The 16750-nt window shown below is 60.1% G+C and carries 15 protein-coding genes; 5 read left to right on the forward strand and 10 right to left on the reverse strand.

Going from position 1 to position 16750, the window contains the following annotated elements; translation table 11 throughout:
- From IF199_RS14145 to IF199_RS14155, 3 genes are all read right to left on the reverse strand, one after another.
- A complete protein-coding gene (locus IF199_RS14145) occupies positions 1 to 1131 on the reverse strand; it encodes a LuxE/PaaK family acyltransferase (RefSeq protein WP_192560811.1) in 1131 nt (376 codons plus the stop codon).
- A gap of 9 nt (positions 1132 to 1140) precedes the next feature.
- Positions 1141 to 2394 carry an MFS transporter gene (locus IF199_RS14150; RefSeq protein WP_192560812.1) on the reverse strand — a complete coding sequence of 418 codons (1254 nt, stop codon included), beginning with the start codon at positions 2392 to 2394 and terminating at the stop codon, positions 1141 to 1143.
- A 261-nt stretch (positions 2395 to 2655) separates the two neighbouring features.
- Entirely contained in the window at positions 2656 to 2796 is a 141-nt protein-coding gene (locus IF199_RS14155) for a hypothetical protein (protein WP_170929569.1), read from the reverse strand.
- Between the two features lie 157 nt (positions 2797 to 2953).
- Here IF199_RS14155 and IF199_RS14160 point away from each other — a divergent pair, with 157 nt between their 5' ends.
- Positions 2954 to 3142 (forward strand): hypothetical protein, encoded by a 189-nt coding sequence (locus IF199_RS14160; RefSeq protein WP_085731114.1) that lies wholly within the window; start codon positions 2954 to 2956, stop codon positions 3140 to 3142.
- Positions 3143 to 3160: 18 nt separating this feature from the next.
- Here IF199_RS14160 and IF199_RS14165 read toward each other — a convergent pair whose 3' ends face one another.
- A complete protein-coding gene (locus IF199_RS14165) occupies positions 3161 to 3538 on the reverse strand; it encodes a fe2+ zn2+ uptake regulation protein (RefSeq protein WP_192560813.1) in 378 nt (125 codons plus the stop codon).
- 298 nt (positions 3539 to 3836) lie between these two features.
- On the opposite strand from IF199_RS14165, the gene pvdQ reads away from it, so the two are divergent.
- Entirely contained in the window at positions 3837 to 6179 is a 2343-nt protein-coding gene (pvdQ, locus tag IF199_RS14170) for a bifunctional acylase PvdQ (RefSeq protein WP_192560814.1), read from the forward strand.
- Positions 6180 to 6237: 58 nt separating this feature from the next.
- Here the strand turns inward: pvdQ and IF199_RS14175 are convergent, their stop codons facing one another.
- The 3 genes from IF199_RS14175 to IF199_RS30495 form a co-directional block, all read right to left on the reverse strand.
- Positions 6238 to 7239: a FecR family protein gene (locus IF199_RS14175; RefSeq protein ID WP_192560815.1), complete on the reverse strand. Its 1002-nt coding sequence runs from the start codon at positions 7237 to 7239 to the stop codon at positions 6238 to 6240.
- Between the two features lie 236 nt (positions 7240 to 7475).
- A complete protein-coding gene (locus IF199_RS30490; protein WP_482082705.1) occupies positions 7476 to 9812 on the reverse strand; it encodes a dermonecrotic toxin domain-containing protein in 2337 nt (778 codons plus the stop codon).
- Positions 9813 to 9884: 72 nt separating this feature from the next.
- Positions 9885 to 12257, reverse strand: coding sequence for a hypothetical protein (locus tag IF199_RS30495; RefSeq protein ID WP_341807741.1), 2373 nt, complete (start codon positions 12255 to 12257; stop codon positions 9885 to 9887).
- A 207-nt stretch (positions 12258 to 12464) separates the two neighbouring features.
- Between IF199_RS30495 and IF199_RS14185 the strand changes: the two genes are divergently transcribed.
- Positions 12465 to 13496, forward strand: a complete 1032-nt coding sequence (locus IF199_RS14185; RefSeq protein ID WP_192560816.1) for an Ldh family oxidoreductase — start codon at positions 12465 to 12467, stop codon at positions 13494 to 13496.
- A gap of 57 nt (positions 13497 to 13553) precedes the next feature.
- Here IF199_RS14185 and IF199_RS14190 read toward each other — a convergent pair whose 3' ends face one another.
- Positions 13554 to 13871 carry an ElaB/YgaM/YqjD family protein gene (locus IF199_RS14190; RefSeq protein WP_096820293.1) on the reverse strand — a complete coding sequence of 106 codons (318 nt, stop codon included), beginning with the start codon at positions 13869 to 13871 and terminating at the stop codon, positions 13554 to 13556.
- Between the two features lie 153 nt (positions 13872 to 14024).
- Here IF199_RS14190 and IF199_RS14195 point away from each other — a divergent pair, with 153 nt between their 5' ends.
- Complete coding sequence (locus tag IF199_RS14195) at positions 14025 to 14279, forward strand: hypothetical protein (RefSeq protein ID WP_007957535.1); 255 nt, start codon at positions 14025 to 14027, stop codon at positions 14277 to 14279.
- Here IF199_RS14195 and IF199_RS14200 read toward each other — a convergent pair whose 3' ends face one another.
- Positions 14280 to 15194, reverse strand: coding sequence for a LysR family transcriptional regulator (locus tag IF199_RS14200; protein WP_192560817.1), 915 nt, complete (start codon positions 15192 to 15194; stop codon positions 14280 to 14282).
- 84 nt (positions 15195 to 15278) lie between these two features.
- Here IF199_RS14200 and IF199_RS14205 point away from each other — a divergent pair, with 84 nt between their 5' ends.
- Complete coding sequence (locus IF199_RS14205) at positions 15279 to 16202, forward strand: carbon-nitrogen hydrolase family protein (protein ID WP_096820295.1); 924 nt, start codon at positions 15279 to 15281, stop codon at positions 16200 to 16202.
- Here IF199_RS14205 and IF199_RS14210 read toward each other — a convergent pair.
- Complete coding sequence (locus tag IF199_RS14210; RefSeq protein ID WP_192560818.1) at positions 16192 to 16749, reverse strand: GNAT family N-acetyltransferase; 558 nt, start codon at positions 16747 to 16749, stop codon at positions 16192 to 16194. The genes IF199_RS14205 and IF199_RS14210 overlap by 11 nt on opposite strands.
- Position 16750: the final 1 nt, after the last annotated feature.

The raw sequence follows: 16750 nt of genomic DNA on the forward strand, positions 1-16750 counted from the left end.
TCAGTGCCTCCCCAAGAGTTCGGACGCCGCCATCGCGCAGCTTCTGCCAGCGGTGGTGGCGGCGCGGCCATGCAGTTCGAACCAGTCGCTGTCCAGACCGCAGCCGCAGCTTGCGCCGGGGTGCAGGGTGGCGAGGTCGCTCATGACCACCGCATGGGCGGGGCTCGAAGAAATGTAGGGCGAGACCGCACTCAGTAACCCCGGCCGACCATAGGGCAGGACCGTGAAATCGGTTGGGCTACGCACAAATACCTTCGAATAGACCGGCACATGGAAGTGATGGTGAGCGCATTCGAGGTAGGGCACCGGATGCTCGACCGCACCGTAGCCGTCGCGGCAGCGGGACACGTCGATCCCGAGTTGCCGGTTGATGCGCTCGTACAACTGCTGGCGGGGGACCTCCTGCGCGGCGTTGGTTTTCCAGCCGCCGCCAAACAGCGTCAATGAATCCGCTGCCAGTTGCAGGTCGGCCACGCCAGTGGTCTGCATGCGTTGCAGGGTTTGCCAGAGAAATGCAGGAAACCCGAAGATTCGCACCGGCAAGCCTTCTTCGGCAAAGGACTGCAACGCCGAGATGACGCCAAAGCCATCGAACTCGTGACCGCCACCGGTCCGGCGCAAGGCATACGCCACGCGGTTGACCGGAGCGAACCGGCACAGGAACTGGTCGGTGAACGACGTTCCCAGGGTAATGCTGGCTTCGGGCTCGTAGCTCAGGAGCAAGTAGTTGCACGGCGTTTGCGGACTGTCCCAGCCATAGTGGTGGAAGATCCGTTCGACCATGTATTGGGCGGCGGCCAGACTGCGTTCGTCATAGCGCATGCGGCTTTTCTCGCCGCTGGTGCCTGACGATGTCAGTTCCAGTGCGTCTGCACCGGTCGGGCTGAGCAATTGTTGCTGTTTGAAGAAACTGGCGAAGATCGGTGGCAGTCGCGACCAGTCGTCGAGGCTGTCCAGGTCCGTCACGGTCAGTCCGTTGGCGTTCAACCAGTGTTCATACCCGGGCGTATGCTCACTGTGAAACCGGCTGATTTCGGCCATGGCCTGATCGAAAAGCCCCGCCGGCAAGGAATCCGGGCAATAGGGTTGCGTCAACGCACAGAGCGCGTTGCTATGGGGGAAATGGAACATCAGGCGTCCTTATTGATGTGTCGAGGAAGCGGTTTCTGCCGGAGGTTCACGCAGAAACCGGTACAAGAGAGGCAGGCTCAGCAGCCCGCCCAGTGCAGCCCAAAGGGCGAAGGACTCGAGGCGGGCACCGCCGACGATTACCGCGATGAGCGAACCGCCGGTGCCCATCACTGCAATCGAGATCATGCCCACCGCGGCAGAGACCAGGCCTTTGCTGTCATCGCTGGAAAACAGCGCCAGTCGATACAGTGCGGCATTGCTCATGCCCAGCCCCACGGCGTACAGCGCGAGGCCTGAAATCAACAAACCAAGGGGCAGGTCTGTCAGAGCACCCGCCAGCAGGGTCAAGAGCCCGAGGCAAAACGGCCAGAGCGCCAGGCGAATCAATTGCACCAGTTCGCGCGAGGTCAGCAAACGGTCGAGAATCAGATTGCCGACGATGACCGCCGAAAAGATCGGTATCTGCCACAAGGCGTATTCACGCGTGGACAAGCCAAGCCGCTGGATCAACAGCAGGGGCGAGAGCCCGATCCACGCTATCAACGGCAGGCTCATCAGCCCGAGCGCGAGGCTCGCACCGAGGAATCTCGGGTTGCGCAGCAGGGCCAGGTATTGACGAAATGTCTGTCGCCAGGACAACGGAAGCGGCGCCTGCTGGCCGCCGTCTCGGCGAACGACCCCGATGGTTTCCGGCATGCAGACGTAGACCCCGGCCCACGCGATGGCAGCGACCAGGCCCAGGGCCAGGAACAGTTCGCGCCAGCTCAGCCATTCCAGCAACAGGCTGCCCAACAACGGGCCAAGAAGCGGCGACAGCAGCGCAACGTTGCCCAGCAGCGCCATGAGCCGCACGGCATCTGCCTCACAGAACACTTCCTGGAGCGCGGGATAGCTGACAGCCACCACGAATCCCAGTCCCATGCCTTGCAGAAGCCGTAATGCATTGAAGGCTTCAATGCCGGGCGTGGCGATTGCAGCCAGACAGGTCATCGCAAAGAGCGCACAACCGATGAGCAACAAGGGGCGTCGGCCAAACCGGTCGGACAATGGCCCGATCAGCCATTGCAGGCAGACGCCTCCGATCAGGTACAGATTGAACGCAGTGGGGATATGCCGTGGGTCGGCGCCGAAGTCTTCGGTGACGGTGATCATGGCCGGCATGATCATGTCGCTGGCCATGTAGGTCAGCCACTCGAACAGCGTGATGGCCAGACAGAAGCCAAGCGTTTTTAGTGGCGGGATATCGATGAGTGTTCTTTGCATGCGCTTCCATGGCCTTCAAGTGGGAACGCAAAGGCTAGAGGCGAGGGGGCGGGTGTTCTATGTCATTGGTGTGACCACGCATGTCACGGTTTAGCGAAACATTGCAAAAAGAAGATTTGTTACCGCCCAGAGGCGAAACGTCCGACATTTTAATGGGTAGCCCTACGGAAAATGCCCACATACTCGTGGGCATTTTTTACGGCTATTTAATCAATTGTTGCATTTGAAGAAGTGGATATCAGTGTCGTTCAAATCTCGGGTTTACCGATGTTGGTAGTAGCCTGGTCCGGGCGCGCCATAATAGCGATGGTCGCCATGCCAGCCGCCGTGGGGGAAAATGATACAGCCGCTCAGCGTGAGCAGCGCCAATACAGGAATCAGCCAGGTGATTCGACGCAGCATTTCAAAAGTCCTCATGGTTAACGCCGCATGGAGCCAAAGCTCTTCATCGGCTGTAACATGAGACCCCGTTTGCAGCGCCGCATCCCCGTGACACGGTATGCCCATGGCATGAAAGCCGATACAAACCCGATACATTTCAAAGTTTCAGGAATTCGCAATGACTCAGTCGCAACGTTTGAAATACTCGATTCTGATCGCCCTCACCGTACTGGCGATCATGTTCGGTCTGTCCTGGTTGCAGAACGCCGGGATGATCAGCGAAAAAGTGTTCCAGTACATCGCCATTGGCGTGGCGGTGGTCGTGGTGGTGATCAACGGGGTGATGCGCCGCAAGGTCAAACCCTGACGGCGCTCCAGAAGGGGCTCAATCGCTATTGAGGACGGCGGCAGCCTGTGGATGCAGGCTGTAGCTCTTGTCGGCGTTGAAGGTGATCACGCCTTCGGCGCACAGGCGCTTCAACACTTCGCGCACGCTGAGAAAAGACAGCGGAATGCCCAGTTCCAGCAATTGGCTGTGGACACCGCGCACACCCAGACTGCGCTCGCTCTGGGCGGCGACCAGCAGGGCATCGATGACTTTCAGGCGAATCAGGCTGGTGCGCAGGCCGAAACTCTTGAGCAGCAGTCGAATACGTTCATTGCCGTGGCGCTCGACTCGTTGTCCGAATACGCCGGCGTGCGAACCCATGGAAGCTCCTTGTGGTGCCTGGCTACCGTCCGATGGTAGTTGCGGGTTGTACATGCGATTACTCCTTTTCAGAGCCTGATCAGGAAAGGTGTCTGGTGCTCTCTCTAAACAAGACGTTTCAGCCCGACAAATCATGAAGCGAAAAATGTAGAAAATTTGTCGTTGATTCGTCCTTTCTCCGTGATCCGGGCTCGAAACGGGCTTGTGACTGACTAAATTTTTCCCCCCGGCTTCGTTTTCTGGAAAGGCTCATTGCGCGTGGGCGTGTGGGTGATTTCAGGGCGTAGCCGCTGCGCACGTATTCGAACAGGGTGCGCGGCTGCGCTCTTGGGTATTTCGATCAGGAGCGAGCGTGATTATTTCCAGGCAGTTAACCGGACTGACCCTAGCCGGCATGTTTCTCGGGCTGAGTCTGTCGGCGCATGCGTTCAGTCCTTCCACCCAGGCCGGGGCCGACATCCGTCGCACGAGTTTTGGTGTGCCGCATATCCGCGCGGAAAACGAGCGTGGCCTCGGATTCGGCATCGGTTATGCCTATGCGCAGGACAATCTGTGCCTGCTGGCCAACGAAATAGTGACCGTCAACGGTGAACGCTCGCGGTACTTCGGGCCGGATCAGTTCACCGTCGAAGAGCGCGAAAACCGCGTCAGTGACGTGTTCTTCCAGTGGCTCAATACTCCGCAAGCGGTGAATGCCTTCTGGCAGGCGCAGCCGGTCGAAGTCCGTGATCTGGTGCAAGGTTATGCCGCCGGCTACAACCGTTATCTGGTCGAGCGCCGCCAGCAGGGTTTGCCGCAACAGTGCCAGGGTGAATGGGTGCGCGATATCACGGCCGAAGACCTGGTGAAGCTGACGCGTCGCTTGCTGGTCGAGGGCGGCGTCGGTCAGTTCGCCGAAGCACTGGCCGGCGCCACGCCGCCACAAGCCACTGCGCAAAACGACAGCCACGCCCGCGCTTATGACCTCGCCGCCGCACGCCTGCAACGCTTCGCCCTGGACCGTGGCAGCAACGCGGTGGCGGTGGGCAGCGAGCGTTCCTTCAACGGCCGTGGAATGCTGCTGGCGAACCCGCATTTTCCGTGGGTCGGCGGCATGCGTTTCTATCAGATGCACCTGACCATTCCCGGCAAACTGGATGTGATGGGTGCCGCGCTGCCTGGCCTGCCGATGATCAACATCGGTTTCAACCAGCACCTGGCCTGGACCCACACGGTCGACTCGTCCAAGCACTTCACTTTGTATCGCCTGCAACTCGATCCGAAAGATCCGACCCGCTATGTGCTCGATGGCCAATCGTTGCCGCTGACCAAGCAAACGGTGACGGTGCAGGTCAAGCAGGCGGACGGGCAGGTGACGCCGGTATCGCGCGATATCTACAGTTCGCAATTCGGCCCGATCGTGCAGTGGCCGGGCAAGCTCGACTGGGACAATCAGTACGCCTACAGCCTGCGCGATGCCAACCTCGACAACGACCGGGTGTTGACGCAGTGGTACGCGATGAACCGCGCCGACAACCTCAAGGATCTGCAGGATTCGGTGCACAAGATCCAGGGCATTCCGTGGGTCAACACCCTGGCGGTGGATGACAAAGGTCAGACGCTGTACATGAACCTGTCGGTGGTGCCGAACGTCAGTGCCGACAAACTGGCCAAGTGCAGCGATCCGCGTATCGGCCTGAAAATGATCGTGCTCGACGGCGCCAACAGCGCCTGCGCCTGGGACATCGATCCGCAAGCCGCGCAAAAAGGCATCTACGCGTCCAGCCAGCTACCGCAATTGCTGCGCAAGGATTTCGTCCAGCACTCCAACGATTCGGCGTGGCTGGCCAACCCGGCGCAACCGCTGACCGGATTCTCGCCGCTGATCAGCCAGGAGGGCCAGCCACTGGGGCTGCGCTCGCGTTTTGCACTGGATCGTCTGGCGACCCTGAGCAAAAAAGGTTCGGTGTCGGTGCAGGACCTGCAACACATGGTGATGGATGATCAGGTGTTTCTGGCCGCTCAGGTGCTGCCGGATCTGCTGAAGTTCTGCGCATCGCCAACCGGTGTCGAGGCTGCGTTGAAATCGGTGTGCAGCGGTCTCAAGGCCTGGGACGGTCGGGCGAATCTGGATTCGGGAATGGGCCTGGTGCATTTCCAGACCATCATGCAAGCCTTGCAGGAATCGCCGGATGTCTGGCGCGTGGCGTTCGATCCGAAGGATGCGCAGCACACCCCGCGCGGACTGGCGACTGAAAAGCCCGAAGTGGCCAAGGCATTGCGCGAAGCGATGCTGGCGTCAGTCGAATCGGCCAGCAAAATGGGCCTGACCGCACAAACCCGCTGGGGCGATGTCCAGGTGGTCAGCAGTGGTGGTCAGCAAACGCCGATCCATGGCGGGCCAGGGACATTGGGCATCTACAACGCAATCCAGAGCGTGCCGCGTGAAGACGGCAAGCTGGAAGTGGTCAGCGGCACCAGTTACCTGCAAGTGGTGACGTTCGATGACAAGGGGCCGCACGCTCAGGGCCTGCTCGCGTTCTCGCTGTCCAGCGATCCTGCGTCGAAATACTCGCGGGATCAGACAGAAGCGTTCTCGAAGAAACAGTGGAGTGCACTGCCTTTCACCGAACAGCAGATCAAGGCTGACCCGCAGTATCAGGTGCAAAGTGTGCGTGAAGAACTGGATAAAACGGGGAAAGTGGCGGCGCAGTAATCAGTCGTCAGGATGTTGCAATAACCATTGAAGGCCGCCCCCTAAAAGGGGGCGGCCTTCAGCTTTTTGGGGGTTGCTGTGGCATCGGGTTGATCACTGGATTGCCGTCCTTGTTACGGGTGATGAACACCGGCAGGACTTTGGGCATCGAGCCGGTGAAGCTGTTGAGCTCCTTGATGTTGTAGATACCACCGACCCGGATCGACCCCGTGGCGCTGTCGGCCAGCATCAGCGGTTTGTCCAGGTAACGGTTGATCAGCGGCAGGGCTTCGTTCAGCGCCAGATTGTCGAGAATCAACTTGCCGCTGCGCCAGGCCAGCGAGGTGTCGTTGGCGTAGGTCTGGCTGATTTGCGGCATGTAATCGCCGTGTTTGTAGCGAGCCTGCATCGAAGGACCGAGGCGCAGGCCATCGCCGGATAACTGAGTGTTGCTGGTGACCAGCACCGAACCTTCAACCAGGTTCACTTTCACCTGGTCTTCATACATCCAGACATTGAAGCGGGTGCCGGTGACGCGAATCTTGCCTTCGCCGGCCCTGACGATAAACGGATGGCTCAGGTCATGGCTGACTTCGAAAAAGGCTTCGCCCTTTTTCAGGGTGACACGGCGCTCGTCCTTGTAATTGCTGAAGGTCAGATCGGTATTGAGGTTCAGCTCGACCTGACTGCCATCGCCCAAGGTGACGTGGCGGACATTGTCGGTGGCCGCGAAATGCTGATAACTGTTGGGCAGCAGGCCAAGGTTCCATCCCGTCCAGGCTGCCAGTGGCAACGCCAGCGCGCAGACGGATGCCGCTACCGCATACTGCCGCCAGGTCCGGGCCGGTGGGCTGATCGGTACGATCACCGCTGGCTCCGGGCGCGGAAGGTGTTCGGCGACATCCCAGATTTCCAGCATGGCCTCGTATTCGAACGCGTGCAGCGGATGCGCATCGCGCCATTGCTCGAACGCCAGCCGTTCCTCGGCGGTACAGTCGACGGCGTGCAGGCGCATGCACCAATGCGCGGCGGCATCGGTGATCGCATCGTATTCGGCTTCGGAGAGGGTGTTCTGGGTCATTGACTCGTCCTGATTTGCTGCATTCTAACCTTGACGGGAAGGTGGCGAGAACCGTGGTCATGGCGATTTCCCATCAATGGGGCCATTTTCCCTGTCATCCCCCCTGAAACAGGGTGTATTGAGAACAGTATTCATAAACCGAGTGAAAAAATGATCAAAAGCGCACTGTTCGCATTTGCAGTCGCCAGAGACTGTTCTCAAGGAATGCGCGGGCATCGGGCCCGCGCATTTCCATTTCAAGGGGACTGAACCGGATCCAGCTGTCGGCCAATTTCGCAGATCAGGCGGGCGATGGAGTCGGCGTTGCGCAGGATGACGTCGATTCGCACGTCCGGTGTCTGCTGATCGAGAAAGGCGTTGCGAGCCTCCAGAATGGTTTTGCTTCCCGTCAGCTTGAGAACCTCATCACTGATGAGCTGCATGTCCGGGATGTTGTCGATACTGACCCAGGACTTGAGAGTCGTATTCCATTCCGCGAACAGTTGTGACCGGGGAGTGCTCAGTGACAATGCAGATGTCTGATCGAATTCCAGCTCCTGAAACAGCAGCGCACCGGCGGGGGTGATGGTCGAGATCAGGTCGCTGAACGGCTCCCGGGCTCTTAACGAGGCAATATCCAGCGCCTTGCTGTACTGGTGGGAAAACTCGTGAATCAGCGTAGAAGCCTGCGCATGGCCATCGACATCGAACGCCTCCAGCAAATGGTTTTTGAACGGACCCAGTTGCTGGTCGAAAAAATGTTCGGTGAAATGCACCAGTTTCTTCTCGTCGCCGTCCAGTACGAACGCAATCACATCGTGCATGAACCGGTTAGAGCCGACGACGAAGCGATCGGTATCCAGCAATTCATCGGCAGGATCCACCAGTGCCCGACAGATCGGCAGGATCGTGGCGCTGATCTTGGCAAGTAATTCCGTGGTGATGTGAGGTACATCAAAAAAACTCTCGAGGAAACGGCTCACCCGTGGATTGTCAGTGCTGTGACTGAGCGGTGTCAGGTTGTGCAGGCAGTAGAAGGCGTAGCGTCGGGCAAGGTCGATGGCGTTTACCAGCATTCTGGCCTTGTCCGGGTACTTCAGACGGATTTCGTCCATCCCGCGGGCTTCGATGTTCAGCATCGTGCGGCGTAGCCGGGAAATGGTGTTGCGCTCGGCCAGCTTTCTGAAGGCCTGTCCATAATGGACGGTCTGATGAGCCGGTACCTGCACCATGGCCAGACCGTTTTTCTGAAACAGGGGACTGTGTTTTCCTGCGCCTGCCAATTGCCAAGACGAGTCACGTTTTGTGACCTGATAGACCTTGCCGTTGATGGCAGCGTAATCGCGGTTTGTCGTGGGTTGGTGGTAGGTACCCGTCGTTGAACCGTACACAAGATCCTTGAGCGCGAGGTCATTGACCTCGAATGACTGCATCATGGTGCGTATGGGCGAAGTCGGTTCGACTTCGTTGATGTCGGGCGTCGCGACTTCTCCCGTTTCCTGTTCGACAGCCTCTGCATCGGCCGGTACTTCCGGCAACAGCGCCATCTGCACCATTTGCACGCCACCGGCAATAAAGGATTGCAAGGCCCGTTTCCAGTGATGGTCCTGCAAGGCTTCGGCCGAGTCTTTGAAGTCGTCGTAGGCGCGCCAGAGAAAGGGCACAAAAGCCAGTTTGCCCTGCAGTGTTGTCGAGACCTGTTTGATACCTTGGCTGAACAGGGTCTTGGCAGTGTCCCAATCGGACTGTGCTTCGCGCTCGGGCTGTGATTCAAGCTGCTGCTGCAAAAGCTTGAGGTTATCGTTGTACAACTGCTCCAGCAGGTTGCCTTCGATCGGACGGCTGGCAAGCGTCATTTCGCTGGTCTGGCCAGTCGTGGCCGCCAGCAGACTGCGAAAGATGGCTTGTCGTCCGGCAGGCAAGCGCCGAAGCAACAGATTCTGGAGAGGTCCGGGCGTGTTCAGAGCCGCGATCAGTGCCTCTTCGTCCTTGAACTCACGAAACACCTGTTCGGCATACGGTGCGTAAAGCACCAACGGCCCCACGTGCCCCTGACCCGGCGCGAAAACGTAAAGCCCCGATGCGGTTTCTGCATTCGCGCCCGCCGTCTTGACCAGCGCCAGCGGGCTGACGACCGTGTGGGCGCCGGGCACGGTGGCGCGGGCGTATCCATCGGGCATGTCCAGCCCCTGGCAGACTTGCGTATAGGCGCCGGCAGACAGGTGCTGCTGCAGTTTCAAGGCATGGGCGTGTTGCATCAGTTGCCAAGGGATCTGGCGGAAAAAACGCTGCTTGCGCTCGCGCCCCTCCACCGTGTCCGTCGAGAGTGCCGCCGCGATCTTGCGTCCATAGGTGGTCGGAATCTCCAGCGACAGCAGCAATTGATCGACGGCTCTGCGATCCAGACCGGGAGGCAAGGTTTCGGCGGTTTTCGATACCACCCTGTACCCCGTGCCCTGGAGTACGTTGACGTGATTCAGGGCAAACTCGACCAGGTCGCGGGGCGGGCCGGCGAGTGCCAGATTGGGGATGACCTCGATCTGCCGGGGATCGAGATGCTCGTTCGGAAAACGAAGGCCGAGCGAGGCCTTCAATGCTTGTTCGACATGGTCGGCCAGCGGCGAAACACCTGTCAGGTAATCCCTGTCGTCGATGACATTCTGATTCTACCGCTCAAGCAGTTCGACGTGCCGTTTCTGGTCTTTGACCGGGGCCATGCTCAGCCACGCAGGAAACGTCTGTTGGTTCTCGATGGCCTTGGCATGCTCGCTCGCCAGGCGCAGGTTGGTCGGGGGCAGTATCTTGCGTAGCGCTGACAAAGCCTTCTCCCGCTTCACCCCTTTATCCATGCGCTGACGCACTTGTTCGCAACGTGCCAGATAGTGCTCGATGCCCGATTGCATACGCTCCTGCATTACGTTGCGATGGATGATGCGCAACCGTCCGAGGGTGTAGCGCTGATGAGGCTGGTACTGATCGGGAACGATATTCTCCAGCAGTGACAGACGTTGAACGTCGTCGACCAGCCGCCGACTCAGTATCTGCCGGGCAATGGCGACGTTCTCGAACACCTCCAGCCCCAGGGCCGGGGTCCATAGCACGGTACGTCCGGAGTGTTGTGGGTCGAGACCTCCGCGTTCGGTCATGAGTATGCAATGGGCCAGAAGCCAGACCGTCCTGCCGTCGGGAGACTCGAGCGTCAGGTCATAGGCATCGGGCCGGAAGCCTTCGAGCCCAAGACGTTCCATGCGGCTCGGCCGATCGGCATTGATGACGGTTTCGACGACCGCTCGCGCCCAGGCAGGCAGACTGCCGCTCAATGCCCTGAGCCGGGCTTCGCCGTTCACGCCGACGAACCAGGCGTGGGCCAGATCCGCTTTCATGGTCTCAAGCCAGGCGCGCTGGGCCTTGCGGGTTGTCATGGGCTGATTGTCGAGACTCTCCAGAAGTGGAGAATCGACGGCATGGAACGTCTTGATGGCGGTGCGGGCCTTGTCGGCCAGAAGCAGCGAAGGCTGCTGACTGCCGGACCAGACCGGTTGTGTGCTCCAGCGTCCCTGCGCGTCGAGTTGTTGCAAACGCTCGTGAATCATCGAACGAATATCCAGACTCTTGTCGAACAGCGCGTGGAGGTTCACTGCTCCGTCGCTGAGACGAAACACTTGCAGGGCATACTCGATGTTCTGTCGTTGCTTGGTGATGATCGATTCACACAGGAACCGGAACACTTCGCCGGCCACCCGTTCTCCCGAAACCTGAGGCTGATCGAAGCCCAGGAAGCGGCTGCGCTCGTCCTGGCTGAGCAGAGCATAGAGTTCGTCTTCGTGACCTTCTGCGATGAATTTGGCTTGCAGGGTCGCTTTCAGGTCCTGATAGTCCTTGAGCTGCTGCAAACTTTGAGAAGGCGTGTAGAGAAATGCATCGGGGCCACTGATCATCAGCGAGCCCGCCAGCTCTACATAATTGGCCGGGTTTTCCCAGAGGCGTACGGTCTCGGCGATGGGGGCAGGACGACCATCGGCAACGGGTCGAATCAGCTTGTGCAGCATGTCGAACTGATTTGCATCGAGGATTCCGGCTTCGCGCTTGAGCATCCAGTCGACGCGGGCCTGGTCTTCCAGCACCCGGGCGAGAAATGTGCGGCGCGTCGATCCCAGGGCCGCCGCGCCGTTCCAGTAATGTTCCAGCTGCCGGAACAGCAGAGCCGGCAACATGCCGGACGCCTGGGTGACGGCATTTTTCCACTGCTCCTGATCGTGCGTACCCTGAGTCCTGCCGGGATGGGAAAACTCCGGCAGGCGAGCACTCGGCCAGCGCTGGTGACGGTAGTGCACCAGCACCGCTTCACTCAGACTCAGGGTGTCGACCATGGGGACAGCTTCGCTGGACGCCTGATCGCTTTCTCCGTCGCGGGTCTTGTAAACGTTGACCCGGGTGCTGCTTTGTTGCAACGCCCCGAAGTGAGGCTTGAGCAGTTCATCCAGTGCGCTGTCCAGCAATTGCGTGAGGGTCGGCAGTTTCTTCAGTTCGTCCAGCATGGCCTGGGCATTGAGCAACGGGCCTTGCCTGAGGGACGTATCGCGTTCCTCGAACACATCCTCCTCAATGATCGAAAACGTCACCGAAATGCGCTCGGCATCCTGTAGTTGTCGCTGCTGGGCCAACGGTAGTAATGCAAGCAAACTGTCCTGATCGTCGATAGTTTTGAGGCGCGATTCGAGCTGGGCCTTCAGGTTGGCGCGACTGTGGTATTTGCGGATGCCTTCGTACGGGGTATAGAGAATCTGGCCCTTGTCGTATGGCGTGTCACTCAGGACAAATGCGCCTGGCAGCGGTAAGGAGGGCTGGCTGTCGGCATTGAGCAGAATACGTTCGGCCAGCATCGGCGGCTTTTGCTGGCGCCGCAAGGTATCGGACGCGAGCCTGACATCAGCCAGCCATCTGAAATCCTTTTCTGCAAGGCCATGGATTCTGCCCAGTTCGGGCCACAGCCCCGGGGAGTCGAGGGCTTCGGGAAATAGCAATTTTGGTGTGGACATCTTGAGTCTCGAAAAGTGTGCGTTTGCACATGAATGGCGAGACGTGAGGTTAGGGACCGGGGAGCAGGCTCGGGTGGTATATGAATATTGCGCGCAAACATCGCCGCAGACATTGCAGGGTTGACAGGCCACCGGCTGCCCGTGGTTAATCCGGATGCGTTAGTTCGTACGCTGTTGTTCCCTCCAATAATTATTCTGGAGCTTCAGATGTCTGCGCCACACGATCATGCGGTCTCGTCCACGGTGTCCCTGGACGAGCTGACTCACTTGCTGGAAACGATCTTCATCCGTCACGGCACCTCGACCGAAGTCGCCAGAACACTGGCCGCCAATTGCGCCAATGCCGAGCGGGACGGTGCTCACAGCCATGGTGTATTCCGGATTCCCGGTTATGTCTCGACCCTCAACAGCGGCTGGGTCAACGGCAAGGCCGTGCCGAAAGTCGAGGACGTGGCCTCAGGGTTTGTCAGTGTCGATGCCGGCAACGGTTTTGCCCAACCTGCGCTGGCGGCGGCGCGTCCACTGTTGGTGGAGAAGGCCCGCAGCGCCGGGATCGCGATATTGGCAATCCGCAATTCCCATCACTTCGCCGCGCTGTGGCCGGACGTCGAGCCTTTCGCCGACGAAGGCCTGGTGGCGTTGAGCGTGGTCAACAGCATGACCTGCGTGGTACCCCACGGCGCCGACCGGCCGTTGTTCGGCACCAACCCGATCGCATTTGCCGCTCCGAGGGCCGACGGTGCGCCGATCGTATTTGACCTGGCCACCAGCGCTATTGCCCATGGCGACGTGCAGATCGCGGCGCGCAAGGGCGAGAAACTGCCGGCGGGCATGGGCGTGGACAGCCTCGGTCAGCCGACCTGTGATCCGAAGGCGATTCTTGAAGGCGGCGCGTTGCTGCCGTTTGGCGGACACAAGGGTTCGGCGCTGTCGATGATGGTCGAGCTGCTCGCCGCCGCGCTGACCGGTGGCAATTTCTCGTTTGAATTCGACTGGAAGAACCATCCCGGGGCCAAGACCCCATGGACCGGCCAGTTACTGATCGTGATCGACCCGAGCAAGACCGCCGGGCAGAGCTTCGCCGAACGCAGCCAGGAACTGGTCAGGCAGATGCATGGGGTAGGGCTCAAGCGTTTGCCGGGTGATCGGCGGCATTTGCAGCGGGCCAGGTCACTGGCCGAGGGCATCGTGCTGGATGGACAGACCCTGGTGCAGTTGCGAGAACTGGCGGGCGAGTGACGTTTTACCGGACATGAAAAAGGCGAGCCGCAGGGCTCGCCTTTTTTTTCGCTGCGCTCAGCGGCGGCCGAGCAACAGACCGACCACCAGACCGAAACCGGCGGAAATCGCCACGGTCTGCCACGGGTGGCCACCAATGTAGTTTTCGGTGGCGTCCACCGCCGGTTTGGTGCGGTCACGCACGCTGGACACAGAATCCAGCGCCTGCTGCAATTTCAGGGCGATTTGTCCGCGCAGGGTCTCCGCTTCTTCGCCGACCAGTGAGGCACTGCTTTTGAGCAGTTTGTCCGACTCTTCGATCAGAGCCTGGAGTTCGCTGAACGCTTGATCCTTGATTTGGTCTTCAGCGGCTTGAACGGCGCTTTTGCGGGCCATTGGGTGACTCCTTGCAGGTGAATGGACAGTGAACAATGGAGTGTGACGCGGCTTGAAAAGTTGCAGCGAATTTCTCTCAGGAAGAAAAACCAGCGCCGGAGATTTCCGTCCAGCGTGTAAGATGTCGCCATTTCATGCAGCAGGTAATTCCCCATGAGTTTCAATCTGGCCGACAAATCCCTCGCAGAGCGCGCTGCGCTGGAAGACGAGAAATCCCGACTGTTCGAACTCTGGCAGAACAATCTGGGCAAAGCCAAGGGCGAAGCCGCGCGATTGTTCGGCGAACGCTCCAAGCGCAAGGGCAAATGGGCCGAGTTCGTGCGCGCCGAGCTGGACGGCATGTCGCCGCCGGAATTCGCCAACATGGTGCGCAGTGAAGTCAACCGGCTGATGGCGGCCAACAAGTAATCATTCGGTCTTGAAACTGGCGACAATCGCTTCGCGAACCTTCAGCACCACCGGATCGATCTGGGTACTGGTGCGCCAGCCCAGTTCGATCGGATAGCGTGGCAGCGCCAGCGGGCAGGGCAGCAGTGCCAGCCCGCTGAGTGATGCAATCGCCTGCGCCGCATGGGTCGGAATGGTCGCCACACTGGCACTGCCCTTGAGCAGGTGCGGCAACGCCGCAAAATGCGTGGTCGAGGCGCAGACCCGGCGAGTCAGCCCCAGCGCCGCCAGCCCTTCATCGGTGATCCCGATAAAACCACCCGACGACACCAGAATGTGTTCTCGGGCGACAAATTCCTCCAGAGTGATCTGCTGCTGACCGGGCGCAAGGCTCGCCGGGTCCACCAGACACGCGTAACCCCCTTCACCCAACACCTGACGGCTGAGCAGCCGTTCGGCAAACCCGCCGGCGGTGATCGCCAGGTCGATGCTGCGCTCCATCAAGGCCCGGGCAACGATCTGGCTGTGGGTCTGGCGGAAAATCAGACGCAGTTTCGGCGCTCGGCGGGCGATCTCTTCGATCAGGCGTCGGCCGTAAGCAATCTCGAAATCATCCGACAGCCCCACGGTGACCGAGCGGCCGTCGTAATGATCGGCGGTCGGGTCGACCATCGCCAGGCTCTGCCGACACTTGTTCAGCGCATCACTGACCACCGGTTTCAACTGATTCGCCTTGAGCGTGGGCGCCAACCCTCGACCAGTGCGCACGAACAATTGATCGCCATAGACCTCGCGCAACCGGCGCAAAGCCGCGCTGACGGCCGATTGCGTCACGCCCAGACGCAACGCCGCGCGGCTGGCGCTGGACTCTTCATGCAGCGCTTCGAAGACTTTCAGCAGGTTGAGATCGACAGTGGCGATATTCATTGTGTTCATATCATTCAGCAGTGAGTCGGGCTTTATTCATGATCCCGTGGCGCCGGAGAATGAGCAACACCTGAACTTCACGGAGTGACCACCATGCCCAAATCAATCGTTGCCGCCCTGCAGATCGGCGCCTTGCCCGGCGGCAAGGCTGACACCCTGGAACAGATCCTGAGCTGGGAAGCCGCGATCATCGAATCCGGCGCAGCGCTGGTGGTGATGCCCGAAGCGTTGCTCGGCGGTTATCCGAAAGGCGAGGGCTTTGGTACGCAACTGGGTTATCGCCTGCCCGAAGGGCGTGAGGCCTACGCTCGTTATTTTGCCAACGCCATCGACGTGCCAGGCGCGGAAACCGAAGCGCTGGCCGGGCTGTCGGCGCGCACTGGCGCCAACCTGGTGATCGGCGTGATCGAACGGGCTGGCAGCACCTTGCACTGCACTGCGCTGTATTTCGACCCACAGGCCGGTCTGGTGGCCAAGCACCGCAAACTGATGCCCACCGGCACCGAGCGGTTGATCTGGGGCAAGGGCGACGGTTCGACGCTGCCGGTGCTCGACACCCAGGTTGGCAAGCTCGGCGCGGTGATCTGCTGGGAAAACATGATGCCGCTGCTGCGCACGGCGATGTACGCCAAGGGCATTGAGGTCTGGTGTGCCCCGACTGTGGATGAACGCGAGATGTGGCAGGTCAGCATGCGCCATATCGCCCATGAAGGGCGCTGCTTTGTGGTCAGCGCCTGTCAGGTCCAGGCTTCACCGAACGAACTGGGCGTACAGATCGCCAACTGGCCGGCGGACCGGCCGCTGATTGCCGGCGGCAGCGTGATCGTCGGGCCGATGGGTGATGTGCTCGCCGGGCCTCTGCGCGGCGAAGCCGGATTGCTCACCGCCGAGATCGACACCGAAGAACTGGTGCGGGCCCGCTACGACTACGACGTGGTCGGCCACTATGCACGGCCGGATGTGTTCGAGTTGAGCGTGGACGAGCGGGCGAAACCGGGCGTGCGCTTCACGGTTTGACGGACTGTCGGCGCCGCCATTCTTCACGGGTGATTTCCCAGATTTCCCGTGGGAAACGTCCGCCGACGAAGTTGTCCTCATCGGAGCGGATCAAGCGCATGCCGGTGCGCTCCGAGAGCTTTCGCGAACCAAGGTTCGGTGCGGCTTTCGGCGCGCGCAACAGCGATTGATCGAGGGTTTCGAACCAGTAGCGGGTCACGGCTTCGCTGGCTTCGGTCATCAAGCCCTGGCCCTGCCAGGCCGGGGCAAGCCAGAAGCCACGGTTGTCGTCCGGCCCGATCATCAGGCTGATGTTGCCGATCAATTGCGCCGGTGCCGACTTGAGGCGGATCGTCCAGTGCCACTCTTTGCCCGCCGCAATCGCCGGCAGCGCAATGTCACGCAGGTAGGTGAGGGCGCCGTCGTCCGGATACGGCCAGGGCACGAAGGCGTTCAGATAACGCACCACTTCCCAGTGGGGAAATTGCTGCTGGATGGCCTCGGCGTCCGCCAGTTCAAGCGGACGCAAGATCAGCCGTTCGGTGTACAGCGTGGGGGTGTCTTCCATA

This window comes from Pseudomonas allokribbensis (genome assembly GCF_014863605.1).
Classification (GTDB): Bacteria; Pseudomonadota; Gammaproteobacteria; order Pseudomonadales; family Pseudomonadaceae; genus Aquipseudomonas; species Aquipseudomonas allokribbensis.